At 61.0% G+C, this 26,106-nt stretch carries 17 protein-coding genes; 14 read left to right on the top strand and 3 right to left on the bottom strand.

Going from position 1 to position 26,106, the window contains the following annotated elements; all coding sequences use genetic code 11:
* Positions 1-105 precede the first annotated feature (105 nt).
* From ASC74_RS01515 to ASC74_RS01465, 11 genes are read left to right on the top strand one after another with little or no spacing between them, the layout of a single operon-like run.
* Entirely contained in the window at positions 106-1,491 is a 1,386-nt protein-coding gene (locus ASC74_RS01515; protein WP_056738722.1) for an SrfA family protein, read from the top strand.
* 17 nt (positions 1,492-1,508) lie between these two features.
* A complete protein-coding gene (locus ASC74_RS01510) occupies positions 1,509-4,574 on the top strand; it encodes a virulence factor SrfB (protein WP_056738720.1) in 3,066 nt (1,021 codons plus the stop codon).
* A complete protein-coding gene (locus ASC74_RS01505) occupies positions 4,571-7,282 on the top strand; it encodes a putative virulence factor (RefSeq protein WP_056738718.1) in 2,712 nt (903 codons plus the stop codon). The genes ASC74_RS01510 and ASC74_RS01505 overlap by 4 nt, the downstream gene beginning before the upstream one ends.
* Before the next feature lie 3 nt (positions 7,283-7,285).
* Positions 7,286-8,317, top strand: coding sequence for a hypothetical protein (locus ASC74_RS01500; protein WP_056738717.1), 1,032 nt, complete (start codon positions 7,286-7,288; stop codon positions 8,315-8,317).
* Positions 8,317-10,308, top strand: a complete 1,992-nt coding sequence (locus ASC74_RS01495; protein WP_082555743.1) for a vWA domain-containing protein — start codon at positions 8,317-8,319, stop codon at positions 10,306-10,308. Before ASC74_RS01500 ends, ASC74_RS01495 begins: the two co-directional genes overlap by 1 nt.
* Positions 10,309-10,318: 10 nt before the next feature.
* Positions 10,319-11,020, top strand: a complete 702-nt coding sequence (locus tag ASC74_RS01490; protein WP_056738715.1) for an ABC transporter ATP-binding protein — start codon at positions 10,319-10,321, stop codon at positions 11,018-11,020.
* Positions 11,004-12,227, top strand: coding sequence for an ABC transporter permease (locus tag ASC74_RS01485; RefSeq protein WP_056738713.1), 1,224 nt, complete (start codon positions 11,004-11,006; stop codon positions 12,225-12,227). Before ASC74_RS01490 ends, ASC74_RS01485 begins: the two co-directional genes overlap by 17 nt.
* Complete coding sequence (locus tag ASC74_RS01480) at positions 12,217-13,761, top strand: SUMF1/EgtB/PvdO family nonheme iron enzyme (RefSeq protein ID WP_056738711.1); 1,545 nt, start codon at positions 12,217-12,219, stop codon at positions 13,759-13,761. Before ASC74_RS01485 ends, ASC74_RS01480 begins: the two co-directional genes overlap by 11 nt.
* A gap of 34 nt (positions 13,762-13,795) precedes the next feature.
* On the top strand, positions 13,796-14,530 hold the full coding sequence (locus tag ASC74_RS01475; protein WP_056738709.1) for a hypothetical protein: 735 nt from the start codon (positions 13,796-13,798) through the stop codon (positions 14,528-14,530).
* Between the two features lie 4 nt (positions 14,531-14,534).
* Positions 14,535-15,038: a hypothetical protein gene (locus ASC74_RS01470; RefSeq protein ID WP_056738707.1), complete on the top strand. Its 504-nt coding sequence runs from the start codon at positions 14,535-14,537 to the stop codon at positions 15,036-15,038.
* Positions 15,039-15,094: 56 nt separating this feature from the next.
* Positions 15,095-16,528 carry a vWA domain-containing protein gene (locus ASC74_RS01465; protein ID WP_056738706.1) on the top strand — a complete coding sequence of 478 codons (1,434 nt, stop codon included), beginning with the start codon at positions 15,095-15,097 and terminating at the stop codon, positions 16,526-16,528.
* A gap of 159 nt (positions 16,529-16,687) precedes the next feature.
* On the opposite strand, the gene ASC74_RS01460 is transcribed toward ASC74_RS01465, so the two are convergent.
* The gene (locus ASC74_RS01460) at positions 16,688-18,664 is read right to left on the bottom strand and encodes a methyl-accepting chemotaxis protein (RefSeq protein ID WP_056738704.1); all 1,977 of its coding nucleotides are present in this window, start codon (positions 18,662-18,664) and stop codon (positions 16,688-16,690) included.
* Positions 18,665-18,844: 180 nt separating this feature from the next.
* Positions 18,845-19,765, bottom strand: coding sequence for a LysR substrate-binding domain-containing protein (locus ASC74_RS01455; RefSeq protein ID WP_056738702.1), 921 nt, complete (start codon positions 19,763-19,765; stop codon positions 18,845-18,847).
* A gap of 177 nt (positions 19,766-19,942) precedes the next feature.
* On the opposite strand from ASC74_RS01455, the gene ASC74_RS01450 reads away from it, so the two are divergent.
* The gene (locus ASC74_RS01450) at positions 19,943-21,340 is read left to right on the top strand and encodes a NorM family multidrug efflux MATE transporter (protein WP_056738700.1); all 1,398 of its coding nucleotides are present in this window, start codon (positions 19,943-19,945) and stop codon (positions 21,338-21,340) included.
* A gap of 122 nt (positions 21,341-21,462) precedes the next feature.
* Here the strand turns inward: ASC74_RS01450 and ASC74_RS01445 are convergent, their stop codons facing one another.
* Positions 21,463-23,136 carry a putative bifunctional diguanylate cyclase/phosphodiesterase gene (locus tag ASC74_RS01445; protein WP_056738698.1) on the bottom strand — a complete coding sequence of 558 codons (1,674 nt, stop codon included), beginning with the start codon at positions 23,134-23,136 and terminating at the stop codon, positions 21,463-21,465.
* Positions 23,137-23,398: 262 nt separating this feature from the next.
* On the opposite strand from ASC74_RS01445, the gene rep reads away from it, so the two are divergent.
* Both rep and ASC74_RS01435 read left to right on the top strand, forming a co-directional pair.
* Entirely contained in the window at positions 23,399-25,408 is a 2,010-nt protein-coding gene (gene rep / locus ASC74_RS01440; protein WP_056738697.1) for a DNA helicase Rep, read from the top strand.
* A 56-nt stretch (positions 25,409-25,464) separates the two neighbouring features.
* Positions 25,465-26,037 carry a xanthine phosphoribosyltransferase gene (locus ASC74_RS01435; RefSeq protein ID WP_020799401.1) on the top strand — a complete coding sequence of 191 codons (573 nt, stop codon included), beginning with the start codon at positions 25,465-25,467 and terminating at the stop codon, positions 26,035-26,037.
* Positions 26,038-26,106 lie beyond the last annotated feature (69 nt).

The raw sequence follows: 26,106 nt of genomic DNA, 5'->3' as shown, positions 1-26,106 counted from the left end.
ATTGACGGCGACATCATTATGACATTAAGGTCGCCCGCTAATTGCAGGAGCAAGAACAGGCATCTTTGTCTGTCATTTTTGCGCAACAGAACATATGGAGTTTGAATGCGCGGGGCACTATTACGCAGCGGTAAGAGCGGGTCATTCACTGCCCTGGGCGAAACAGGTCAACCGGTCTACCGGGCAGCCCTGCAATTGCGCGAAGCCATTCGCCGCAAGAACCCCGAAATGGTCGATCATCTGGCCATCCCTCAAAGCGATGAACTCGGTAACCAGATCGACTGGTACAGCGGCCTCGACGGCGATGTGATCCCGTGGAGCAGCGCGACCGAAGAAGAACGCGCCCCTGCCCGCCGTCAACTTGAAGCGCTGAAGACCGCACTCGAGGAATTGAGCCAGCGTTTCCTGGGCACTGAATCCGGCGAACAGCAGCAAGGCGACAAAGCCGTGTTCGGCAAGCTGCTCAAGCGTGTGATTCATTTCCCCGACGAAAACTTCGTGTACCTGGTGCAAGGCAAACCGGTGCTGACCTTTTGGGGTTTCGAGCATGCCGGTACCGGCAATCGCGATCCCCTGCACTGCCTCTATCAGGTTCCGCCCGCGTTTACGCTGCCCCCTGTGGTCGAAGCCGCGCCTGTAGTTGCGCCCGTCGTGCCAGTGGTTGCTCGTCCGTGGTGGCGTCGCTGGTGGTGGCTGTTGCTGCTGCCGTTCCTGCTGCTGCTTTTGTGGCTGTTGCTGGGTCTGCGTGGTTGCGTTCCGATTCCGTTGGTGGCGGTCGATCTGTTGCCTGAGGGCATCGTGCCGGTGGAAAAACAACTGGAAGAGCCGAAACTGACTGGCAATGTCACGACGTTGAATGGCGTTCCGGTGACGGGCACCGTTGTAGGCTCTACCACGGGAACCGGCACCGCTGTGACCGGAGCGAATGGCGTGGAAGCGCCGACCGTCGAGGGCAACGAGGCTGATGCAGCGCCCGCCGACGTGACCCAAGACCCCGCCAAAGACCCGGCAGCAGACCCGACAGCCGAATCACCAACCGCGCCACCCGAAAACAAAACCACGCCACCGGATATCACATCGCCCGAGGCAGAAAAACCCGCCGCCACCGCAAAACCCGGCCCTCCCCTGAGCATTCCGCCAGACGCCGCCGACGGTGCCGCCAAGTTCCTCGACGGTCAGTTCCGCGCCGGTGCCGGTATTCAGGATCGCCGGACCGGCAAACCCCTGCGTCTGGAGTACCAGCTCAAGGACGGTAAGGGCGAAGTCACCGTACACCAGGCCGACGGCACCCAATGCAGCGGGCCGGTGAGCGCTACTATGAAGGGTGGCAGCCTGGCCATCGACAGTCAGGGTCAGGCCGTGTGCGCCGACGGCAGCACTTACGACATGCCCAAGGTCAACTGCCGCAAAGGGGCGACCACGGTCGCAGACTGCACCGGCGGTTACGGAAAAGAACAATTCCCCATGTCCATGCGGCACGTGGCCGAATAAAAACGGAATAACCCGACATGTTGCCTGAAGTCACCCAATTCGAAGACACCGTCACGCTGGTCAGCGACACCGGCATCCAGTTCATGGATTTCGCCCTGCGCCTGGATCCTCGCAAGGAACCGGCGGGCGAATTCGCGCCGATGATCAGCGGGCTGATCTGCCGCCTGTCGTACAACGAAGAGAAAGACTTCTTTTTCTACGAACCTGAACCGGAAAAGGTCGAGAAAGCCAAACCTGCGTTCAGCGTCGACATGAAAAGCAGCCTCGAGCTGCTTGACGGTATCTGGCTGCCGACCCCGTTTTTCCGCTTCATGCCGCCGCACCGCTTCGATGAAGGTCCGACCAACTGGTCGCGCATGCGCCTGGTCAAACTGGCGACACCCGACATCGACGGCAACACCCACCGACTGACGATGGCCTTCGACAGCCGCGTCATGCCCAAGCGTGACGGCACCGCTTACCTGGCGCCAAACGAAGAAGACATCAGCTCCGGCGTGTCCTTCAAACTGGCGACGAAGGCCAGCGAAACCCGCTGGTTCCTCGCGCAGCCGTGGGTCAACGAGTGGCTGCTGGAAGTGTTCAACGAGGGCAATGCCCACCGCTCGCGCGCAGAGCTGGACACCGACATCCGCGCCAACTATCACCTGGCGCACTACCTCAACTTGCTCAGCCTGTTGAGCAAGCCGTCCGCCGCCCAGCAATCGACGGCCCGGGCAAAAGTAGAAATCCCTGAGCTGAAAGTAGTCGCCAACGACAGCAATGGCCTGGTCAAACCGATTCCGGTGGACCTGGTGCTGGACGTCGGCAACTCGCGCACCTGCGGCATCCTGATCGAGAACCACGGTCAGGCCGGTTCCGGGTTGAAACAGAACTACGTGCTGGAACTGCGCGACCTGATCACCCCCGAACACACTTACAACCTGCCGTTCGAAAGCCGTGTGGAATTCGCCCAGGCGTACTTCGGCAAGGACCACTGCTCGGTCAAGAGCGGCCGGCACGATGCGTTCCAATGGGCGACGATTGCCCGCGTCGGCAATGAGGCCAGCCGTCTGGCCAGCCGTCGTCGCGGCACCGAAGGGTCCACTGGCCTGTCCAGCCCGAAACGCTATCTGTGGGACGAAAACGCCTACGGCCACGGCTGGCGCTTCAACTGCTCGTACATCAAGACCGACAGCGAGCCGTACGCCACCGCCGCGCCGTTTTCGCACCTGATCAATGAAACCGGCGAAGCGCTTTACAGTCTCGAAGAAGATGATCGTCTGCCGGTGTTCATGCCGCGTTATTCGCGCAGCTCGCTGATGACTTTCATGCTCGCTGAAGTACTGGCCCAGGCGCTGTCGCAAATCAACAGCCCGGCCCAGCGTTCACGCCAGGGTCACACCCGCGTGCCGCGCCAGCTCAACAGCATCACCCTGACCGTGCCGCCGGGCATGCCGCAGGCCGAGCGCAGCATTCTCAACGAACGCATGCTGCAAGCCATCGGCCTGGTGTGGAAAAGCCTCGGCTGGCACGCCGGCGAGGAAGACCCGCATCAGGATCAGGCCGTCAGCCCGCGTACGCCGATCCCGAGCATCCGCGTGGAATGGGACGAAGCGTCCTGCGGCCAGTTGGTCTACCTGTACACCGAGGTCAACGAGAATTTCGCCGGTCACCCGGAAGAGTTTTTCGACACCATCGCCCGGCCAGACAAGACCGACCGCGAACGCATCACCCTAGCGACCATCGACATCGGCGGTGGTACCACGGACCTGGTGATCACTGACTATCGCCTCGATCGTGCCGGCAACACCGGCAGCGGCAGCAACGTGCACATCGTGCCCGAGCAGCGTTTTCGCGATGGCTTCAAAGTGGCTGGCGATGACATCCTGCTGGACGTGATTCAGGACTTCATCCTGCCGAGCTTCGAAAAAGCCTTGCAGAACGCCGGTGTGAAAGCCCCGGATTCGCTGATGTCACGCCTGTGTGGCGATGAATCGGTCAGCGCCCAGGACATGATCCTGCGCCAGCAACTGAACCTGCAGGTGTTCGCACCGCTAGGTCTGGCGCTGCTCAAGGCGTACGAGCATTACGATCCGCAAGTGCCGCAAGAAGTCACCCCGCAAAGCTACCGCCAATTGCTCGGTGACAACGCGATCAGCCAGACCGTGCTCGACTACGTCAACGCCGCCGTGCGCCGCGATGTCGGCGGTCAGAGCGGTTTCGACCTGTATGACGCGCCGATCAGTTTCGACCTGCAGAAGCTTCACGCCGCGTTCCTCAACGACCAGATCAACATCACCAAGATTCTCGGTGCGCTGTGTGAAGTGGTCGCGCATTACCCGTGCGACGTTCTGCTGCTGACCGGCCGCCCTTCGCGCTTGCCCGGCATCCAGGCGTTCATTCGCAAGGTGCTGCCGCTGCCACCGGGGCGCATTCTGGCGCTGCAAAACTACCGCACTGGCGGCTGGTACCCGTTCCACAAGAACGGCCGGATCGACGACCCGAAAAGCACCGCGTCGGTGGGCGCCATGCTCTGCCTGTTGTGCGCCAACCACAGCGTGCCGAACTTCTACTTCCGTGCTTCGGCGCTCAAGCCGTATTCGACCGTCAAGCACATCGGCGTCATCGACCTGAACAACGTGATCAAGGATGCCGACGTGCTGTACCGCGACATCCAGTCCGAAGACTACAAAATCAAGCTGCCGGAAATCGGCGTTGGCGATGCCGCCGACACGCCACAGCTGGAAATGCGCGGCGATCTGCGCCTCGGTTTCCGTCAGTTGGCCGCCGACCGCTGGGCCGCCTCGCCGCTTTATACCTTGCGGTTCACCAAGGCCGGTCGGGAGAAGTTTTCCCGGGCGATCGGTGAAAACGGCAGCGCGCCGCTGCTCAAGGTGCGGTTCGAGGTCAAACCGGCGGACAAGTACACACGCAAGCAGGATCTGGTCAGCGACCGCCTCTCGGTTCGCGACATCGAATCCAACAGTAACAACGTCAACTTCAACCCGCGCAGCGACCTCGAGCTGGAACTCAACACCATGCTCGACGCCGGCCTGAGCGAGACCAAGTACTGGCTCGACAGTGGAAGTGTGAAACGCAAATGAATGATCTGACCCCCGATCAAACTCAGCTCTCTGCCAGTTGGGCCGCTGTTTATAAAGGTGCCGGTCAGGCGCTGGACTGGATTGGCCAGACGCGCGGCAACGCGCCGCGCCTGGACAGCGAAGCCGACAACCTGAACATCCGCCTGCACCGTGCCCGCAACCTGGCTCAAAGCCTCGGTCGCGTGGCCTGCACGCCGATGACCATCGGCTTTTTCGGCTTGTCCCAGGCCGGCAAGTCCTACCTGATTTCAGCCCTCGCGGCCGGTCAGAACGGCAAACTGGAAACCGATTTCGGTGGCCAGCGCCTGGACTTCATCAAGCACATCAACCCGGTAGGTGGCGGCAAGGAAGCCACCGGTCTGGTGACGCGCTTCAGCCGTCGGGCGACGGAGAGTCAGGACAATGACTTTCCGGTAGAGCTCACGCTGTTCAAGGAAATCGAGCTGGCGAAGATTCTCGCCAACTCCTGGTTCAAGGATTTCGACCTTGAACGCATTTCCTACGAGATCGACGAAGAACGCATCCTGCGCGTGCTCAAACCGTTCGAAGGTCGGGAAACCGGGCCGCTGCAACCGGGCGTCAACGCCGACGATCTGGTGTCGCTGTGGGATTACCTGCGGGACAACTTCCGCAATTCGGTGAAGAAACTCGAACACCTGTATTGGCCCACGGCGTTGCAACTGGCGCCACGGCTGAATTTCCAGGAACGTGCCGAGCTGTTTTCAATCCTGTGGGGTGAGCAAAGCGAGCTGACACGCGTGTATCAGCAGCTGGCCGGCGCGCTGCACAAGCTGGGCCTGCCCGAGACCGTGTTCGCCCCACTGCATGCCTTGGTGAGTTTCGAAAACGACACCTACAGCCAGCGCGACAGCATCATGAACGTCGACATCCTCGAGCGCTTCGGCAGCCCGCTGGACTTGCCGATCGACGTGCGGCCCCAGGTCGACGGACGCCTGCAAAACAGTCAGGGCATTCCGGTTGCGCAACTGGCGGCACTGACTGCCGAGATGACCTTCGGCCTGATCGAAGCCCCGGCGGACGACATCGTCAATCAAGTCGACTTGCTGGACTTCCCCGGTTATCGCGGGCGCAAGAAACTGCACGAGATCGCCGATTCCAACGACCCGCAATCCGCCACCAAGGACAACTCCGTTTCGCAGCTGATCCTGCGTGGCAAGGTCGCCTACCTGTTCGAACGCTACACCGATAACCAGGAAATGAACGCGCTGGTGGTCTGCACCGGTTCGACCAAGCAGAGCGACGTCAACGACGTAGGCCCGGTGCTGACCCGCTGGATCGAAAAGACCCAAGGCGCCGACTCGGCCGCTCGCAGCAAGCGCGACACCGGTCTGATCTGGGCGCTGACCATGCTCGACCTGCGCATCACCAACTCCCTGAGTCTGACGCCTGATCAGTACGATGAGAGCTGGAACGGCATGGTCAAGCTGACCATGCTGGAGCGCTTCGGCAGCCTGAGCTGGATGAGCGACTGGGCCGGCACGCCGTTCCAAAATACCTTCCTGGTGCGCAAACCACGCATGGACGCGGCGTTCATCGAGCAAGACGCGACCGGTGCGGAAACCGGCCTCAATGCCAGCTACCAGGAGCGAGTCGACGCCCTGGGTACAAGCTTTGCCGGCAACGACCTGGTGTGCAAACACATCCACGATCCTGCCAACGCCTGGAAAGAAATGCTGCGCAACGATGACGGTGGCATCAGCCACTTCAGCGGCAGTTTCAAAGGCGTGGCCAATATCGAATTCAAATTGCAGCGCATCCGCGAGCAATTGAGCGAATGCCTCGAAGGCCTGACCACTCATGGTCTGAGTACCTGGTACCACGCCGACGGCGACGGTGCCGCTGCCGCCAAGAAAGCCCAGGCGCAGATGATTCTGACCGGCCTGGGCCGTCGCCCGGCAGTGCTCGGCGAGCTGATCGATCAACTCGACATGCCGAGCGAAGAGGTCCGCGACCTGTACCTCAGTGGCGTGTACGAAACGGATGACGAGCCGACCGCGAACGATGAACCGGTCGCCCCGACACCGAGCCAGAGCCTGTATGGCAACGACGCCGGTTTCGATTTCGATTTTGGTGACGACACGAGCCCTGACACGCCGGTCAGCAGCAACACCGGCACCCCGGCGCCCGAACTGCAAAGCAACGAGCACCGTTTCGCCAAAGCGGCGTTCAAGGCCTGGATCGCGCACCTGCGTGAACTGACCACCCGCCAAAGCCTGCTCAACCTGCTCGGCCTGGAAAAGGCCTTGCTGGAAGCGGTGGTCGACGAACTGATCACCGCCGGCTATCGCCAGGACTTGCCGGGGCAACTGAGCCACGCGGTGCTCAAGCGCGCACAAAGCGGCGCGCGACGCGATCAACTGGTCGAGCGCCAGGTCCTGGAAGTGCAACGGGTGCTGCGCGATTTCGTGTCCTGGTTCGGTTACCTGCAGAAGCCGGTAAGCGAGCGTCCGAACAGTCGCGCCGGAGCCAAGGCCCCTCTGTTCTCGTACTACACCGACATCAATCCCGGACAAGTGCCCGTGCTGCCGGCGCAACCGGCGAATCAGGCACAGCGGTATCTCGGCGACTGGCTCTCGGGCCTGGCCTACATCACGCAGGACAACGCCGGCCATGGTGCCGGGCGCGAAATCACCCCTGAACAGAACGAACGGCTGGGCCAAGTGCTCACAGCCTTCACAGCGAGATAAGCAATGCCAATTCGTGTCGACCTGCTCGCGTTAGAGCCCAATGTGCCTGGCCAGGCCCGCCTCACTGTGAAGAAATGGCAGGGTAGCGAGGAACAGCTGGAGTTTTCCATTCAGCGTAACCAGGACGGTTTTTACCTCCAGGACCACAAGGCCTGGAGCAACAATCCATTCTGGTTCAAGGTCTCGCGTTTCAACGTCACGGCCAGCGGCGAAGGCCTGGAAGCTCAGGTCGGCCCGGACGTGGTCGACCCGCTGCTGGAAGGCGGCGCCAACTCGCAATTCCAGATTGAACTACGCGAACAGAGCCAAGGGCATGCAGACAAAGGCGTGGTTCGGCCCGGCGTTGGTGTGCTGCCGTCCACGGCCGGCGGCCAGACGCGCTCGACGTATGGTGGCGCCGAACTGACGGCGCCGAGTGCACCGGCACCGGAAATCCCGGAAATCCCGGAGCTGCCTGAACTGGTCCTGTCCACCGCCGAGCCAGAAGTAGAATTGGAGTCGGTGCTCACCGAGCCCGACTACACGCCGCCTCCCGCACCGGTGAAGAAAAGCAACAAAGGCCTGATCGGCCTGTTGATTGTCGTGTTGTTGCTGCTGGCAGCGGGCGGCGGATTCTGGTTCTACAAACGCACTCCGGCGCCTGCCCCGGTGGCCACAGCGCCTGCCGGCGCACCGGCCGGCGCTGACGCACAAGCCTGCACCCTCGACAGCATGAACAGCCTGCCCGAATTGACCTTCGTCCAGACCTGCATCAAGGCTGCGCCCGACAGTGCCAAGTTGCTGGAGATCATCAACCAGGCCAAGGCCGGCAAACACTGCGGTGTCGCCCAGCGCTTGTACGCCAACCGTGCCCAGGCCGGTGACGCGCTGATCGCCAACGCTTATGCCCGCGAGTACGACCCTAAATACCTGAAGGCCAGCGAATGCTTCCCGGTCGCGGACAACGCCACCGCCGCCTATTGGTACGAAACGATCCTCACCCAGGACCCGAACAACGCCGAAGCCAAGCAGCGTTTCGAGGAGTTGCAGAAGTGATGCGCTCTCCCCTGAGTCGATTCCTGTTGAGCGGCGCCGCCCTGTTGGCGCTGTGCATTAGCCCGTTGTCCCAGGCCGATGACAAACCGCTGATCCAGGCCGGTAAAAAGACCCTGTTCCAACGCGTGCTGACCACGCCGGGCTGCAAGATCAGCCCGACAGCGGGCGGTGTAGCAGGCGATGCGCAACCGGTCTTCAGCCGTTTCTATGTGTACGAACGCGCTCAAGCGGCAAACGCCGAATGGCTGAAAGTCGGCCCCGACAGCTACGGCAAAACCATTGGCTGGCTGCCTGCCAGCTGCACCACCGACTGGAAGATGCAGCTGACACTTGCCTTCACCAACCCGGCCAACCGCGACCGGTTGCTGTTCTTCAAGGACCGCGCCACCGTCGAAGGCATCCTCGATGCGCCGGACCCGGTCAGCAAAGTCGCGCCGCTGCGGGCCACGCTGAAAAAGGGCAAACAAGCACCGGGCGTACTGGCTGAAGAACCTGAATACTTCGTCGACCTGCAAAAGCAGTTCTACCTGCTGCCGGTGCTCAGTGGCGAAGAAGTCATGACCGAAAGCGGTTTCCGCACGCGCCTGCTCAACGTCGCGTCGGTCAGTAAACCGGATGACAAGAATGCCAAGGGCGGTGCTGCGAACAGCGCTGCCGGCGGCAAGGCAGCCGAGGACAAAACCGCCAACCAACTGAAAGAATTCAGTGCTGCGGTGGTGTTTGTCATCGACTCGACGATATCGATGGACCCTTACATCGACCGCACCCGCGAGGCGATCCGCAAGGTTTATCAGCGGATCGAAGCGCAGAACCTCGGCAAGCAGGTCAAGTTCGGTCTCGTGGCTTTCCGCTCCAACACCCAGGCGGTGCCGGGGCTGGAATACACCACCAAGATGTACGCCGACCCTACCAAGGTGAAAGACAGCGCCGACTTTTTCGCCAAGATCGCCGACCTCAAACAGGCCACCGTGTCGAGCAGCAGCTTTGATGAGGACGCCTTTGCCGGCGTCATGGACAGCATCGACAAGGTCGACTGGAGCCAGTTCGGCGCGCGCTACGTGGTGCTGATCACCGACGCGGGCGCCATCGAAGGCGACGACAAGCTGTCGAAGACCGGCTTGAGCGCCGCGCAGGTGCGTATGGAAGCCGCCAACCCGGGCGTGGCAATTTACACCCTGCACTTGAAAACCCCGGCCGGAGCCAAGGACCACGCCAAGGCCGAGGCGCAGTACCAGAACCTGTCGACCTACCCGGGCACCAACACCTCGCTGTACTACCCGGTGAACGCTGGCGATATTCATGAATTCGGGCGCAAGGTCGACGCACTGGCCGCCGCGATCACCTCTCAGGTGAAAGCCGCCTACATGGGCGAAGACGCCATCGGCAGCGCGGCGAACGCCAAGCAGGACCCGGCCGAGAAAAAAATGCTCGAAGACGCGGCGCTGATCGGCCACGCCATGCAACTCGCCTACCTCGGCGAGAAAACCAACAGCAAGGCCCCGCCGGTGTTCAAGGCGTGGATCACCGACCGTGACCTGATCAAGCAGAACATCCCGACCACCGATGTTCGGGTGCTGCTGACCAAGTCACAGCTCAGCGACTTGAGCGACGTGATGAAGCAGATTCTCGATGCCGCCAACGAAGGCCTGATTTCGCCGACGGAAATGTTCGATCGCCTGCGTTCGGTCGCCGCGACTATGGGCGCCGACCCGAATCAGCTCAAGCAGAACAGCAAAGCCAAACTGGCGGACATGGGTGTGCTCGGCGAGTACCTCGAAGACCTGCCGTATCAGAGCGAAGTATTGAACCTGGACGAAGAAACCTGGAAGAGCTGGGATGGCCTGGCGCAGGAGAAATTCATCCGCACGCTCAATACCAAGCTACGGCACTACCAGCGTTACAACGCTGACGTCGACCGCTGGGTTGCTTTAGCCAAGGACAGCGATGCGCGGGACAACGTGTACCCCGTGCCACTCGAAATGATGCCTTAACGAGACGCTGATGCTCGATATCAAGAACTTGCTGGTGCGCCGTGGTGACGGCGCGTTGGCCCATCACGTGCGCCTGCCGCATTTGCAGGTCGGTGCCGGAGAAATCCTCGCCATCACTGGCGAGAGCGGCAGCGGCAAAAGCACCTTGCTCGAAGCCATCGGCCTGTTGCTCGCGCCGGTGGAACTCGAGCGCTTTCGGCTGGGCGCAACCCACGATCAGGACATCGCCCAACTGCTTGCCAGCGATGACCAGCCAGCCTTGGCGGCGGTGCGCTCCCGGCATTTGGGCTTCATTTTGCAGAGTGGCGGGTTGCTGCCGTTTCTGAGCGTGCGCGACAACATCAGCCTGCCGCGCCGTTTGCTCGGGATGTCGGTGAAGAGCGAGCACATCGACCACGCCGTTGACGTGTTGCGCCTGCAAGGATTGCTGGATAAACAACCTCAGGCCTTGTCGATCGGCGAACGCCAGCGCGTTGCCTGTGTGCGCGCCATTGCCCATGAACCGCTGCTGCTGTTGGCCGACGAGCCGACCGCCGCGCTCGACCCTCACAGCGCCCGGCGTTTGTTCGAGTTGCTGCTGAGCCTGGTGTCGAACATGGGCCTGAGTGCGCTCGTCGTGTCCCATGACTGGGCCCTGCTGAAGGATTTCGGCTTGCCGCGCCTCGGCGCTATCAGCCGCCAGGGAGAGACACTGTTTGAACCGATGGACTGATCGCTTGCGCCTGCTGGGCTCACTGGCGCTGCAAGACCTGTGGCACGACCGCAAGGTCTCGCTGTGCATCGCCGCCTCCCTGGTGGCGGTGATCGCGCCGTTGCTGCTGCTGTTCGGGCTCAAGCACGGGGTGGTCAGCCAGTTGCAGGACGAACTGCTGCGCGACCCGCGCAACCTTGAAGTGAAGATGCTCAGCAACGGCAACTACGACAGTGCCTGGATCGAGCGTTTGCGCCTGCGTCCCGAAACCGGTTTTGCCCTCGGCCAGACGCGCTCGCTGAATACCCAGGCGGATCTGCTGATCGGCATGCAACGGTTTGTCGAAGGTGCAGAAATCATCGCCACGGAACCTGGCGACCCACAACTGGATCTGCCGTCGCTCAACCCGGTCAGCAATCAAGTGATCCTCAGCGCCAGCGCCGCGCAACGCTTGCAGGCCAAGGCCGGCGACAGTGTGCAACTGCGGGCGTTGCGCCGTCTGGAAGGTGTCAATGAACGCGGCGAGATGACGCTGACGGTGCTGGCGGTGCTCGACGGCGCCCGCTTCGGCCGCGCGGCCGGGTTTGTCGCCCCGCCGCTGTTGCTGGATCTGGAGCGCTTTCGCGACGGTTATCAGGTCAGTGGGTTCGGCGTTGACACCGGCAAGCCTCTGGGCAATCTGCAACCGCTGTATGCCCGCGCCCGCGTGTATGCACGCGACATCGATCAAGTCGCACCGCTGGAGCACTGGCTCAACGAACAACACATCGAAACGTCGAGCCGGCTGGCCGATATCGATAACGTCAAAGCCATCAACCATGTGCTGGGGCTGATCTTCGGCGTGATCGCCGTGGCGGCGCTGATCGGCTGCGTGGCGTCGATGGTCGGCGCGTTCCTGGCCAACATCGACCGCAAACGCAAAAGCCTCGCGGTCCTGCGTCTGTTAGGTTTCAAGCGCCGGGCCGTCGGCGGTTTCGTGGTCCTGCAAGCGCTGTTACTGAGCCTGGCCGGCTACGTTGGCGGGCTGGGGTTTTATGCCGTCGGCAGCCATTTGTTCGACTACTTGCTCGGCAGCAGTCAGGCCACCGGCACCTTCGTTTGCCACATCACTGTCTGGCATGGCCTCGCCGCCCTGCTCCTGACCTTTCTGGTCGCTGCACTGGTGGCCGTGATCGGCGCCCTGCGAGCGATCAACATCCAACCTGCGGAGAGTCTGCGTGAGCTATAAACGTTTTGGCTTGCTGTTGTCCCTGAGCCTCGGCTATGTGCTCGACGCCTCGGCGGCGGGCTGGGAAGAGAAGTTTTACAACCCGATGCCGGACGCCGCCGACGTGGTGCTGCCGATGCCCTGCGAAGGCTCCATGGTATTTCGCAAGGTGTTCATTCCGGTGGCCGGCCCGCTCGACGATTACCCGATCAACATCGGTCAGGACGGCGCGGAATACGGCTACGTCGAACAGACCCGACCGACGTTCATCGCCGGCAGTTTCACGGGTGCGAAGAACGACAAATCCCGCTACTACCTGATGGCCAAGTACGAAATGAGTCAGTTGCAATACGCTGCGCTGACCGAAGCAACCTGCCCCACCGCCGCCACCAAACTGCGCATACCGCAAACGGCGGTGAGTTGGGTGCAAGCCATCGAAGCCGCCGACAAGTACAACCTGTGGCTGCGCAAAAACGCCGCCGACAAGTTGCCCAAGGAGGACGGCGCACAGGGCTTCCTGCGCCTGCCGACTGAAGTCGAGTGGGAATTCGCCGCACGCGGCGGGCTGGAAGTCGGTGCTGCAGAGTTTCGCGACACGCACTACCCGATGCCGGACGGCATCAATGCCTACGAGTGGTTCGCCGGGGCGCAATCGTCCAACGGCAAAGTGCAGTTGTCCGGTCTGCAGAAGCCCAATCCGCTGGGTCTGCATGACATGCTCGGCAACGTCGACGAAATGATGTTCGAGCCGTTTCGCCTGAACAAACTCGACCGCCAGCACGGCCAGGCCGGCGGCTACGTCGTGCGTGGCGGCAACTACTTGACCGCTCAGGCCGACCTGCGAACTGCGTTGCGCAAGGAAGAGCCGTATTACAACGCTGACGGTCAGGTGAAAAACAAAACCACCGGCCTGCGCCTGGTCATGGTCTCACCGACCCTCACCTCTCGCGAACGGGTCGCCAGCATCGAAAGCAGCTGGAAGAAACTCGGCACCGGCAGCAAGGAAACCGAATCCGCCGACAAAGGCACCGTGCAATCCCTGAACAGCCTGGCCTCGGGCGTCGAAGACAAAGCGCTCAAGGAAAAGCTTCAGGCCTTGGAAAACCAACTGCGCGCCAGCAACCAGCAGCAGGAAGAAACCCGCGACCAGGCGATTCGCGCCAGCCTCAATCTGGGCGCATTCTTGTGCACCAAGATGCTAGACGACGGCCAGTACTTGGACTTCCTGCAAAAGAACTACAAGCTTAACTGCGAAAGCGCGGACAAAGACGCCAGTTGCGACATGCGCAAAGGCAAGCTCGACGAGCAGAAGGATCGCCTGCACAAACTCAGCCGTTACTACGCCAGCAGCCTGGTGGAATCGGCGACCTTGTACGGCCAGCCATTGCTTGAAACGCAGGTCCCGGTAATGGAAGAAATCATCACCCGCAACAAACAGCTGCAAGACCTCAAACCTTACTTGCGCACCCACTGGGCCAATCAGAAGGCGTTCCTGCAAAAGCAGAAAATCGACACTGAAGCCTGGCTGAACAGCTGCAAAACCGTTACTCAATAACAACATGTCAACACCGTCACCGAGGAGTTTCACCATGTCGCGCAGCCTTTGGACTCGCTTCAAGCTACAGATCGCTTTCGTTGTCGCCGGCAGCCTGCTGCTGACCGGTTGCGCCAACACCGGTAGCTCCATGCTCGGCGACAGCGACGGGACCGACCCGCGCCTGACCCAAGGTCAAGACGCAGAGTTCTTCAGCAAGTCCGGCTATCAGGCCTGCGCCATGGGCGCAGGTGTCGGCATCCTCGCTTGCGCACTGTCCAACAGCAACAACAAAGCCGTGTGCGCCGTCGCCGCCGGTATTACCGCGTGCGGCGTGGCCATGGGTGCGAACTACTACCTGGATCAGCGTCGCAGCGAATACGCCGACACCTCCACCCGCTTGGCTAAAATGAACAGCGACGTCGAACAAGACACCCAGAACGTGATCGCCCGTACCGCGACCGCTCAGCAAGTGATCAATGATGATCAGGCAAAAATCGCCCGGATCAAAAAGGACATCGCCAACAAGAAAGTCGACAAGTTCCAGGCCCAGGAGCAAATCGCCGAGATCGATTCGAACATCGCGCGCCTGCGTAAAGACCTCGGCAACATGCGCATCAAAGTCACCGAGTACACCAAAGTGGCAGACGCCGAGCGTGCACAAGGCGCCGCCGGCGCCGAGATCAAGCAGGTGGACAGGAACATTATGAAAATGAACCAGAAAGTCGCTGCCCTGCAGAAGGAAGTCGACGGTCTGTACAGCCAACGCTCCGCAATCACCTTGGGCTAAGCACATGACGCTACGACAACTGGCGGTCCTCTCCGCCGTCCTGGCCTTGAGCGGTTGCGCGACCAAGCCGGGCGAATGCGATGCGACCAATCGCGACAGCAGCATGCTGACCAAAATGAACTGCGACTACTCCGGTGGTTACAGCGATCAGGTCAAGCAGAAGGAACTGGCCCTGAGCGAGTCCCGTCAGCAAAACGCAATGTTCCGTCAGGTGTACGAGAACATTCAGGCCCAGCAGCTCAGCACCAAAACCGACCTGGCCAGCCAGCAGAAAGCCCAGGCGGCGTTGAATCAGTCGTTGAGCCAGTTGCTAAGCTCGCTCAAGGCTCGGCGTGGCAACGAAAGCGGTGTGCAGAAGCAGATTGCCGGTCTCGAGCAGCAGCTCAAGGCTTCAAAAGCGCCAACGGCCAAGTCAACGCCAGCGACGCTGGCGGCCAAGCAGGAAGAGCTGAAGGCATTGCAGAAGAAGGTCAATCAGCTGCAATTCAGCCTCGGCTACGAAGAGTAACTTTTCACCCCGCAGGCCTCCCGATGGAGGCCTGCACTTTTTCAGGAATCGTCGTCATGCAGCGGGTCATCAGGGATGCGCAAGCCACACCGGAGGGGATGAGTGCGCTGCAAGCCAAAGTCGCCCTCATCCAGAAACACTTTCCGCCGACCGTCGCCAGCCTGTTTGCCATCCCGCGGATGGGCAGCGGCGACGTACTGGAATGGTGGACCGAACTGGGTGGCCAACCCACACCCTACGCCGACCTCAACGAGGACGCGCAACGACGTTTGCTGGAAACCTATGAAGTGCGTCAGACGTCCCTCGGACAGCTGGCGGACGAACTGCAAAAACGCGGTCAACCGACGGAAGCGCAAGACCTGCGCAGCCTGCTCGGCACGCCGGAGCTGAACAAACTCTACAGCCTCAACGGTGAGCCTTTGGTGGTGCGCTGGAACCTGCGTCCGCCCAAACCGATCATGCCGCCGGTGGTTCCAGTGGTGCCGGTTGTTCCGCCGTCGCGCCGTGGCTGGTGGATCGCGGCGGCCTTGCTTGCGCTGCTGTTGCTGCTTCTGGCGCTGTGGCTCTGGTGGTTCCTGCACCGTGAATCGGTTGTCGTGGTTCCGCCGGTAGCGCCAGTGGTGACGCCCGTCGAGAAACCGGTTGAGCCTGTTCCCGAGCCAGTTCCCGAGCCTGCTGTGGAACCGGAACCTGTTCCAGAACCAGAACCGGTGCCCGAACCAAAACCAGTGCCGCCACCCAAGCCCGTCCCACCACCAAAACCGGTCGTGGCCGCGCCACCACCGCCACCGCCGCCACCTCCAGCCCCGACGCTGGACAACTACGCGTGCCGTAAAAAAGCGCCTGATGCCGTGCCCCCGCAATTTGTGGTGGTACTCGACACCTCGGGTTCGATGGATTTGAACATCAAGTCGGTGAAATCCGATGAGGACTGGTTCTTCGGCAATGAGATGAACAAGTACCTGGACCCGAACCGCACCATGCAGATCTTCGCCAAGCCCAGCCGCATGGACGTCGCCAAGGACTCGCTGGCCGGCATGATCAATGGGCTGGACCCGAAGATCGACACGCGCCTGATCACCTTCGCCGGTTGCGAAAGAACACCGGACCAGGGCGTGTTCAAGTTTGGCGACCGCCCGCGGCTGATCAACGGGATTCGCGGTCTGGTTCCCAACGATGGCACACCACTGGCCGACAGCCTGGCCTACGCCGCCAGCAAGGTCGACGGGCGCAATAACGATGCAGTGATCGTGATGTTCGTCGACGGCGAGGACGGTTGCGATAAAGACGCCTGCGCGGTGTCCCGCCGAATCGCCAGGGAACAACCGCGCCTGCGGGTCAACGTGGTGAAAATCGGCGCCGGTGGCCCGTCGCGCTGCATCGCCGAAAACACCGGTGGCCGGGTTTACAACAGCACCAATGCGGCTGAATTGGCCAAACAGTTGAAACTGGCGAGCAAGGAAGTTTCCAGCAATGCCAAGTGCGACTGACTTGGGGACAGATCCTGTATTGAGGTGACCCCATTCGCGAGCAAGTCGAATCGTCGCACCGCCGCTCCCACATTAGATCGGTGGCGAACACAAAATTTGTGATCACTGGAGATCTAATGTGGGAGCGGGCTTGCTCGCGAAAGCTATTTCAAAGGCGCCTCAACGAAACCGGTCAACCTCATGCCGCAAGTCCGCCGCGAGCTTCTCCAGCTCTTTGGCCGTCACCGCAAGGTTCGACACCACCTCACGCTGCTCACTGTTCGCCAGGGCAATGCTTTGCAGGTTGCTGCTCAGCAAGGTGGCGGTACTGCTCTGCTCTTGAGTCGCGGTGGTGATTGCCGCGAATTGCTGACCGGCAGAACGGCTTTGCTCATCGATCCGTGCCAGGGCACTGGCGACATTGGCGTTGCGCGCCAGGCCTTCCTGCATCAATACGTTGCCCTGCTCCATGGTGCTGATGGCGTTGCCGGTTTCCTGCTGGATGCTTTGAATCATTCCGGAAATTTCATCTGTCGCCTGGCGGGTACGCGAAGCCAGGTTGCGAACCTCATCGGCTACCACGGCAAAACCACGCCCCTGCTCACCGGCACGAGCGGCTTCGATGGCGGCGTTGAGCGCCAGCAGGTTGGTTTGATCGGCAATCGAGGTAATCACACCGACAATGCCACCGATTTCCTGGGAGCGCTGACCCAAGGTATTGATCACCGTCGCCGTGCTGTTCAGCGCGCCAGCGATTTGCTCCAGAGACGAGGACGCTTCGTCCATCGACGTTCGACCGATCTGGGTTTGCTGTGCGTTTTCCTGGGCCAGACGCTGGGTGTTGCCCATGTTGTCGGCGATGTTCAGGGATGTTGCGCTGAACTCTTCCACGGCGCCGGCCATGCTGGTGATTTCGCCCGACTGCTGCTCCATCCCTTCATAGGCGCCACCGGACAGACCGGACAGGGCCTGGGCGCGGCTGTTGACCTCTTGCGAGGCCTTGCGGATGTGCTCGACCATGGTCGACAGCGCTTGGCTCATCTGGTTGAACGCGCGAGCCAGCTGACCGATCTCGTCGTTGCTCGATACGTTCAGACGCACGCTCAAATCACCGGCGCCCAAAGCTTCGGCCTGACGCACCAGATCACCCAGCGGCGCCAGTTTGCTGCGCAGCAACCAGACCGCCGCCGCCACAGCGATCAACATTGCCAGCAGACTGCCAATCGCCAATTGAATGCCGACACTCCAGGTCACGGCACGGATTTCGGTTTTCGGCATGCTCGCCACGACCGACCATGGGCCGCCTTCAAACGGTACGGCAATGCTGTAGAAATCTTCGGACTTGTCGCTCCAGAACTCGCCCTTGCCCGGCGTTTTCGCCAAGCCAACGATGGTCGGAGTCGCCTGATCCAGCGCTTGTACGCCCGCGATCGGCACCAGCCATTTGCTCTGTTCATCCAGCAGCGCCAGGGAACCGGTCTGGCCGATACGGAAGCGCTTGAGGTTGGCGAACTGCGCGTTCTGCGCGTCGGTGTAATCAAATCCTACGAACAGCACGGCAATCACCTTACCGCCGCTGTCACGTACGGGGGTGTACTGAGTCATGTAGGAGCGTTCGAACAACAAGGCGCGACCGACGTAGGCCTGCCCCGCCATCAAGCGAGCATAGGCCGGGTTCGCGTGATCGAGCAGCGTGCCGATGGCCCGGCTGCCGTCCTGTTTGCTCAGGGACGTGCTGACCCGGATGAAGTCTTCGCCGCTGCGCACAAACACCGTCGCAACGCCGGCGGTCATTTGCTTGAACTCGTCCACTTCCTTGAAATTGTTGTTCAGCACTTCGCTGCCCAGGTGCAGGCCCGGCGTCTGCGCGCCCGCTACCGCCACCGGTTCATCCGGGTGCACGCTCAAACCGGCGCTGAAGCGCTTCTCGAACAAGCCGCTCAGGCGCTGTGTGCTTTCACGCAACGTGCCGTGAAAGGTACTCAACTGATCGGCCAGCAACCGGGCTTCACTGGCCAGGTGCTCTTCGCGGGTGGCGAGGTTGGCGCTGTCCAGCGAGCGCAGGGCGAACACGGTACTGCCGCTGATGACAATCGCCAGTATCACGGCAAGCGCAAGACCAAGCTGTGAGGCGATCCGGGCACGAGGTTGAGACATGACAGCTCCTGGCCGAGCGACCGGATCATCCTGATCACGACGCACGCTCAGCAAAATTTCTAATGGGAATTACGTCGAACCTGCACGAAGGTTCCACCTGCATTTTCGGCGGAAAATCTGAATACTTGAGTAATTAACCGGGATATGGCTCAAGGCCGCCATTGCGGCGGCTCTATCGATTCAGCCCAAGTGTTGAACGTCGGGCAATTCCATTGCGCGGGCTTCGCTTTGCAGGAAGTCGCTGAGCCTGCGCAAACGTTCACCGCCGGGGCGGGTTTTCGGCCAGACCAGGTAATATTTCTCACCGCTGGCGACGGCCGTCGGCCACGGCAGACTCAGACGTCCCTGAGCCACATCTTCCGCCACCATCAGCAGATCGCCCATGGACACGCCATAACCTCGGGCGGCGGCGATCATGCCCAGCTCCAGCGTGTCGAACACCTGCCCGCCCTTGAGCGACACCTGATCCGCCAGCCCCATGCGTTCCAGCCAACTGCGCCAGTCGCGCCGATCCGGTGTCGGGTGCAGCAGTTCGGCATTGGCCAGCCGTGCGACATCCCACGGTTGATCCTGCAGAAGATTCGGTGCACCGACTGGAATCAGTTCTTCCGGGAACAGGAAACTCGCCTCCCAGTCCGGCGGAAAATGCCCGTTGCTGAGGATGACGGCGCAGTCGAACGGTTCATGGTTGAAGTCCACCGAGTCGACGTCCATCCAGGCGCTGGTCAATTGCACCTCGTTGCCCGGTTGCAGGTGCCGAAAGCGGCTGAGCCGTGCCAGCAGCCAGCGCATGGTCAGGGTCGACGGCGCTTTCATGCGCAGGATGTCATCTTCGGCACGCAAGGTATTGCAGGCCCGCTCCAGGGCGGTGAAGCCTTCGCGAATGCCGGGCAGGATCAACCGCGCCGACTCGGTCAATTGCAGATTGCGTCCGCTGCGGTGAAACAGCCGACAGGCAAAATGCTCTTCGAGTGTACGAATGTGCCGGCTGACCGCGCTTTGGGTGATCGATAATTCTTCGGCCGCACGGGTAAACGAACTGTGCCGCGCCGCCGCTTCGAATGCGCGCAGGGCATACAAGGGAGGAAGACGACGGGACATTCGGAAAGCTCCTATAGCGGGATTCGGTCACCCTAGCAGAAACTCTCCAGCATGAGTTTGAATCATGCAACCCATCCTTTTTATCCCTTTGTGCAAACCCCGTAGAGCGCCGAGAATCGACGCTTTCCTGTCCCTCTTTAACTTTCCTTTTCTCTTTAAGAGCGGAGCGTGATAACCATGCAGCATTCAGCACGTACCGAACTCTGGGCCATCCTGCGGCTGGCGGGGCCGTTGATTGCCTCGCAGTTGGCGCACATGCTGATGGTCCTCACCGACACCTTGATGATGGCGCGCCTGAGTCCAGAGGCGCTGGCCGGGGGTGGGCTGGGCGCAGCGACTTACTCGTTCGTGTCGATTTTCTGCATTGGCGTGATCGCAGCGGTCGGCACCCTCGTGGCTATTCGTCAGGGTGCCGGCGACATCGTCGGCGCCACCAGGCTGACCCAGGCCGGGTTATGGCTGGCGTGGTTGATGGCGTTGGTGGCCGGGCTGCTGCTGTGGAACCTCAAACCGGTGTTGCTGCTGTTCGGCCAGACCGAAACCAACGTCCACGCGGCCGGGCAGTTCCTGCTGATCCTGCCGTTCGCCCTGCCCGGCTACCTGAGCTTCATGGCCCTGCGCGGCTTCACCAGTGCCATCGGCCGGGCGACGCCGGTGATGGTCATCAGCCTCGGCGGCACCGTGGCCAACTTCCTGCTCAATTACGCATTGATTACCGGCATGTTCGGCCTGCCAAAACTGGGGTTGATGGGCATCGGGCTGGTTACCGCTGTTGTCGCTAACTGCATGGCGCTGGCGCTGGCCTGGCACATCCGTCGGCATCCGGCCTACGACGCTTATCCCTTGCGTCAGGACCTGTCGCGGCCGAACCGTCAGTACCTCAAGGAGCTATGGCGCCTGGGCCTGCCGATTGGTGGCACCTACGCGGTGGAAGTCGGACTGTTTGCGTTCGCCGCGCTGTGCATGGGCACCATGGGCAGTACGCAAATGGGCGCACACCAGATTGCCCTGCAAATCGTCTCGGTGGCGTTCATGGTTCCGGCGGGGATTTCCTATGCGATCACCATGCGCATCGGGCAGCACTACGGCGCCGGGCAGCTGCTGAATGCACGGCTGGCCGGACGGGTCGGCATCGCTTTTGGCGCAGCGGCGATGCTTGCCTTCGCCATGGTCTTCTGGTTGCTGCCGAATCAGTTGATCGGTTTGTTCCTGGACCACAACGACCCGGCGTTTCGTGACGTGATCAACCTGGCCGTGAGCCTGTTGGCGGTCGCCGCATGGTTCGAGCTGTTCGACGGCACGCAAACCATCGCCATGGGCTGCATTCGCGGGCTCAAGGATGCCAAGACCACGTTCCTGGTGGGGTTGGGATGTTATTGGCTGATTGGCGCGCCTGCCGCCTGGTGGATGGCCTTCCATTTGAATTGGGGGCCGACGGGTGTCTGGTGGGGATTGGCGCTGGGGCTGGCGTGTGCCGCGGTGAGTTTGACGTGGGCGTTTGAGTGGAAGATGAAAAAGATGATTCGTCTGGAGCCGTCGTCAGGGGCAAGTTTCCAAATCGCTCAGCCAGATTGAGATCAATGTGGGAGCGGGCTTGCTCGCGAAGGCGGTCTGTCAGTCAACACTGATGTTGACTGACACGGCCTCTTCGCGAGCAAGTCGAATCGTCGCACCGCCGCTCCCACATTGGTTCGGCGTTAAACCACGACTTCCAATGCGGGCTGCTGATTGCTGCCGAAGGTCAGGTACTCAACCAGCTCCGCCAGCGGCAACGGCTTGCTGATCAAATACCCCTGCACCTGATCGCAGCCAAACCCGCGCAACAGATCCAGTTGCTCCGGCGTTTCTACGCCTTCGGCGACCACTTCAAGATTGAGGTTGTGCGCCAGATTGATCATCGCGTGCACCAGTTTTCGATTCTCTTCGCGCTGTTCCATGCCGCCGACAAAGCTCTTATCAATCTTCAGCAAGGTAATCGGCAGGCTGTTGAGGTGCACAAACGAAGAGAAACCGGTGCCGAAGTCATCCAGGGAGAAGCGCACACCCAGACGCCCCAACGCATCCATGGTCTGTTTCACCAGATCGCTGCGGCGCATCACCGCGGTTTCAGTCAGTTCGAACTCCAGCCATTGCGCCTCGACGCCACGCTCGGCAATCAACCGACTCAGTGTCGAGAGCAACTGGCTGTCCTGAAACTGCCGGAACGACAGGTTGATCGCCATGTGCAACGCCGGCAAACCCCGTTCGCGCAACGCTTGCATGTCGCGCAAGGCACGGGAAATCACCCAGTAACCCAGCGGTACAATCAAGCCGCTCTGCTCGGCCAGCGGCACGAATTCGCTCGGTGGCAGCAAGCCGCGCTCGCCATGACGCCAGCGTACCAAGGCTTCGAGGCCGACGATCTGCCCGTCCTCAAGGTTCAGGCGTGGCTGGTAATGCAGTTCCAGTTCATCCCGACGCAACGCCCGGCGCAGCTCGCTTTCGAGGTCGGCCATGCTGCGGGCATTGCGATTGATGCGTTCGTTGAAGATGTGGAAGGTACAGCCCTGCGTGCTCTTGGCTTGTTGCATGGCGATGTGTGCGTGCCACATCAGCGGGTCGGCGCCCGCCTGAGCCCGGGCGTGGGCGATGCCCAGGCTGGAACCGATCAACAGGCTTTCGCCGTCGACCCAGTAAGGCTCGGCCAGCGCTTCGGTGATCCGTTCGGCCATCCATTCGGCGCGCTGAGGCGCGCGGCGGGTGTCAATCAGCAGGGCGAACTCATCACTGCCCAGTCGAGCCAGTTGATCACCGGCCTCAAGCTGGCTTTTCAGCCGCGCGACCACTTGCAGGATCAACCGGTCACCCGCCTGGTGGCCGAGGGCATCGTTGGCGTGACGGAAGTTATCGAGGTCGAGGTGACCGAGGGCCAGACCGCGGCCGTCGTTTTCCGCCAGGCGTGCCGCCAGCAAAGTCTGGAAACCCTGGCGATTGGCGATGCCGGTCAGCGGGTCTTGCTCGGCCAGGCGCTGCAGGGTGTTTTCCAGCACGCTCCGCTCGCGCACATGCCGCAGGCACCGGCGCAACATGCCGGGATCGAGGTGATCGCGTACCAGCCAGTCACTCACACCATCAGGCGGTGACAGCGGCTCATGTTCGAGCAGCAACACCGTCGGCAGGTTGCAACGGCCAGGTAGAGGCTGAAGCGCTGGAATCGTCAACAACACCGCGCTGCGGTTGTCATCGAACAGACTGCTGACCGACTCCCAGCTCGGCGCGCTGATCAGCACGGTCGAGCTCCCCATCGGAGCCAGACACTCGCGCAACAACGCTGCCCACGCTGGCTCTTCGGCCAGTAGCAGTAAACGCAAGGGTTCGACAGGCGTAGACAAGCTAGCTCCCTAGACTCTGCAAAGATGTAGGCGGCGGCATTATGCAGCGCCGATAACCAATGACCAAATGACACCGGTTAACAAACGCGGCTTTGTATCCGGAATTACGAACATTAGACGCAAACTCACCGCGCATCCTGCGTGAAAGTATCAAAACCGGCAAATATAGATAGCGTGCTGCGTCACAAGTCGGAGAGAGCAGCACAATTCGCTGAGCCTGTTAAAATGCCGGCCCATTTCGCAAACGACTCCCTGATTTCGTATGTCCCGACTCAATCCCCGGCAGCAAGAAGCCGTGAACTACGTCGGCGGCCCTCTATTGGTGCTCGCCGGTGCAGGCTCCGGCAAGACCAGTGTGATCACGCGCAAAATTGCGCATCTGATCCAGAACTGCGGCATTCGCGCCCAGTACATCGTTGCGATGACCTTTACCAACAAGGCCGCGCGCGAGATGAAGGAACGGGTCGGCACCCTGCTCAAGGGCGGCGAAGGCCGCGGCCTGACCGTCTGCACCTTCCACAATCTGGGCCTGAACATCATCCGCAAGGAACACGTGCGTCTCGGCTACAAGCCAGGTTTCTCGATCTTCGACGAGACCGATGTCAAAGCCTTGATGACCGACATCATGCAGAAGGAATACTCGGGCGACGACGGCGTCGACGAGATCAAGAACATGATCGGCTCGTGGAAAAACGACCTGATCCTGCCGCCCGAAGCCCTGGAAAACGCGCGCAACCCCAAGGAACAGACCGCCGCCATCGTCTACACCCACTATCAGCGCACGCTCAAGGCGTTCAACGCGGTGGACTTCGACGACCTGATCCTGCTGCCGGTGAAGCTGTTCCAGGAACACGCCGACATCCTCGAAAAATGGCAGAACAAAGTCCGCTACCTGCTGGTGGACGAATACCAGGACACCAACGCCAGCCAGTATTTGCTGGTGAAGCTGCTGATCGGCATACGCAACCAGTTCACCGTGGTGGGCGATGACGACCAGTCGATCTACGCCTGGCGCGGTGCCCGGCCGGAAAACCTGATGCTGCTCAAGGACGATTACCCGTCCCTGAAAGTGGTGATGCTGGAGCAAAACTATCGCTCCACCAGCCGCATCCTGCGTTGCGCCAACGTGCTGATCTCGAACAACCCGCACGAATTCGAAAAGCAGCTGTGGAGTGAGATGGGCCACGGCGACGAGATCCGCGTGATCCGTTGCCGCAACGAAGACGCCGAAGCCGAACGCGTGGCCGTGGAACTGCTGACCCTGCACTTGCGCACGGATCGGCCCTACAGCGATTTCGCGATCCTGTATCGCGGTAACTACCAGGCCAAGCTGATCGAGCTGAAGCTGCAACACCACCAGATTCCGTATCGCCTGTCCGGCGGCAACAGCTTTTTCGGACGTCAGGAAGTGAAAGACCTTATGGCCTACTTCCGCCTGATCGTGAACCCGGACGACGACAACGCCTTCCTGCGGGTGATCAACGTCCCACGCAGGGAGATCGGTTCGACCACGCTGGAAAAGCTCGGCAACTACGCCACCGAACGCAAAATCTCGATGTACGCCGCCACCGACGAAATCGGTCTGGGCGAGCATCTGGATACGCGCTTCACCGATCGACTGTCGCGCTTCAAGCGCTTCATGGACAAGGTCCGCGAGCAGTGCGCCGGCGAAGACCCGATCTCGGCGCTGCGCAGCATGGTCATGGACATCGACTACGAGAACTGGCTGCGCACCAACAGCTCCAGCGACAAGGCCGCCGATTACCGCATGGGCAACGTCTGGTTCCTGATCGAGGCGTTGAAGAACACCCTCGAAAAAGACGAAGAAGGCGAGATGACCGTCGAAGACGCCATCGGCAAACTCGTCCTGCGCGACATGCTGGAGCGTCAGCAGGAAGAGGAAGACGGTGCCGAAGGTGTGCAGATGATGACCCTGCACGCCTCCAAGGGCCTGGAATTCCCTTACGTGTTCATCATGGGCATGGAAGAGGAAATCCTCCCGCACCGCTCCAGTATCGAAGCCGACACTATCGAAGAAGAACGTCGGCTGGCCTACGTCGGAATTACCCGGGCGCGTCAGACCCTGGCCTTCACCTTCGCCGCCAAGCGTAAGCAATACGGCGAGATCATCGATTGCGCGCCGAGCCGCTTCCTCGATGAGCTGCCGCCGGACGACTTGGCCTGGGAAGGCACCGACGACACACCCGTTGAAGTCAAAGCCGTTCGCGGCAATACGGCATTGGCGGATATACGCGCGATGTTAAAGCGCTAGAATCGACTACTTTTTAACCAGCCTTAGACGCATAGCCGTCCTTAGAGGAACGCTTCATGGAAGCACTGCACAAGAAAATTCGCGAAGAAGGCATCGTGCTTTCCGACCAGGTCCTGAAAGTCGACGCCTTTCTGAACCACCAGATCGACCCGGCCCTGATGAAGCTGATCGGCGACGAATTCGCCACGCTGTTCAAGGATTCGGGCATCACCAAGATCGTCACCATCGAAGCCTCGGGCATTGCCCCGGCGATCATGACCGGTCTGAACCTCGGCGTGCCGGTGATTTTTGCGCGCAAGCATCAGTCCCTGACCCTGACCGAAAACCTGCTGTCGGCGACCGTTTACTCGTTCACCAAGCAGACCGAAAGCACCGTGGCGATTTCCCCGCGTCACCTGACCAGCAGCGACCGCGTGCTGATCATCGATGACTTTTTGGCCAACGGTAAGGCGTCGCAAGCGCTGATCTCGATCATCAAACAAGCCGGCGCCACCGTCGCCGGTTTGGGTATCGTGATCGAGAAGTCGTTCCAGGGCGGCCGTGCGGAACTGGATGCTCAGGGTTATCGCGTTGAATCCCTGGCTCGCGTGCAGTCGCTGGCTGGCGGCGTCGTAACCTTCATCGAATAACGCCCCACTGCACATCCCCTGTGGGAGCGGGCTTGCTCGCGAAAGCGGCGTGTCAGTCGACATCATTGG

The organism is Pseudomonas sp. Root329 (genome assembly GCF_001424925.1).
Taxonomy (GTDB): Bacteria; Pseudomonadota; Gammaproteobacteria; order Pseudomonadales; family Pseudomonadaceae; genus Aquipseudomonas; species Aquipseudomonas arabinosi.
This window is presented reverse-complemented; position numbering and strand designations above follow the sequence as displayed.

Excerpts from the sequence above, each read along its gene's own strand:
- rep (WP_056738697.1), top strand. The coding sequence starts at position 23,399 with ATGTCCCGACTCAATCCCCGGCAGCAAGAAGCCGTGAACTACGTCGGC.
- ASC74_RS01470 (WP_056738707.1), top strand. The coding sequence starts at position 14,535 with ATGACGCTACGACAACTGGCGGTCCTCTCCGCCGTCCTGGCCTTGAGC.
- ASC74_RS01460 (WP_056738704.1), bottom strand. The coding sequence starts at position 18,664 with ATGTCTCAACCTCGTGCCCGGATCGCCTCACAGCTTGGTCTTGCGCTT.
- ASC74_RS01450 (WP_056738700.1), top strand. The coding sequence starts at position 19,943 with ATGCAGCATTCAGCACGTACCGAACTCTGGGCCATCCTGCGGCTGGCG.
- ASC74_RS01465 (WP_056738706.1), top strand. The coding sequence starts at position 15,095 with ATGCAGCGGGTCATCAGGGATGCGCAAGCCACACCGGAGGGGATGAGT.
- ASC74_RS01455 (WP_056738702.1), bottom strand. The coding sequence starts at position 19,765 with ATGTCCCGTCGTCTTCCTCCCTTGTATGCCCTGCGCGCATTCGAAGCG.
- ASC74_RS01435 (WP_020799401.1), top strand. The coding sequence starts at position 25,465 with ATGGAAGCACTGCACAAGAAAATTCGCGAAGAAGGCATCGTGCTTTCC.
- ASC74_RS01495 (WP_082555743.1), top strand. The coding sequence starts at position 8,317 with ATGCGCTCTCCCCTGAGTCGATTCCTGTTGAGCGGCGCCGCCCTGTTG.
- ASC74_RS01515 (WP_056738722.1), top strand. The coding sequence starts at position 106 with ATGCGCGGGGCACTATTACGCAGCGGTAAGAGCGGGTCATTCACTGCC.
- ASC74_RS01500 (WP_056738717.1), top strand. The coding sequence starts at position 7,286 with ATGCCAATTCGTGTCGACCTGCTCGCGTTAGAGCCCAATGTGCCTGGC.
- ASC74_RS01505 (WP_056738718.1), top strand. The coding sequence starts at position 4,571 with ATGAATGATCTGACCCCCGATCAAACTCAGCTCTCTGCCAGTTGGGCC.
- ASC74_RS01475 (WP_056738709.1), top strand. The coding sequence starts at position 13,796 with ATGTCGCGCAGCCTTTGGACTCGCTTCAAGCTACAGATCGCTTTCGTT.
- ASC74_RS01490 (WP_056738715.1), top strand. The coding sequence starts at position 10,319 with ATGCTCGATATCAAGAACTTGCTGGTGCGCCGTGGTGACGGCGCGTTG.
- ASC74_RS01510 (WP_056738720.1), top strand. The coding sequence starts at position 1,509 with ATGTTGCCTGAAGTCACCCAATTCGAAGACACCGTCACGCTGGTCAGC.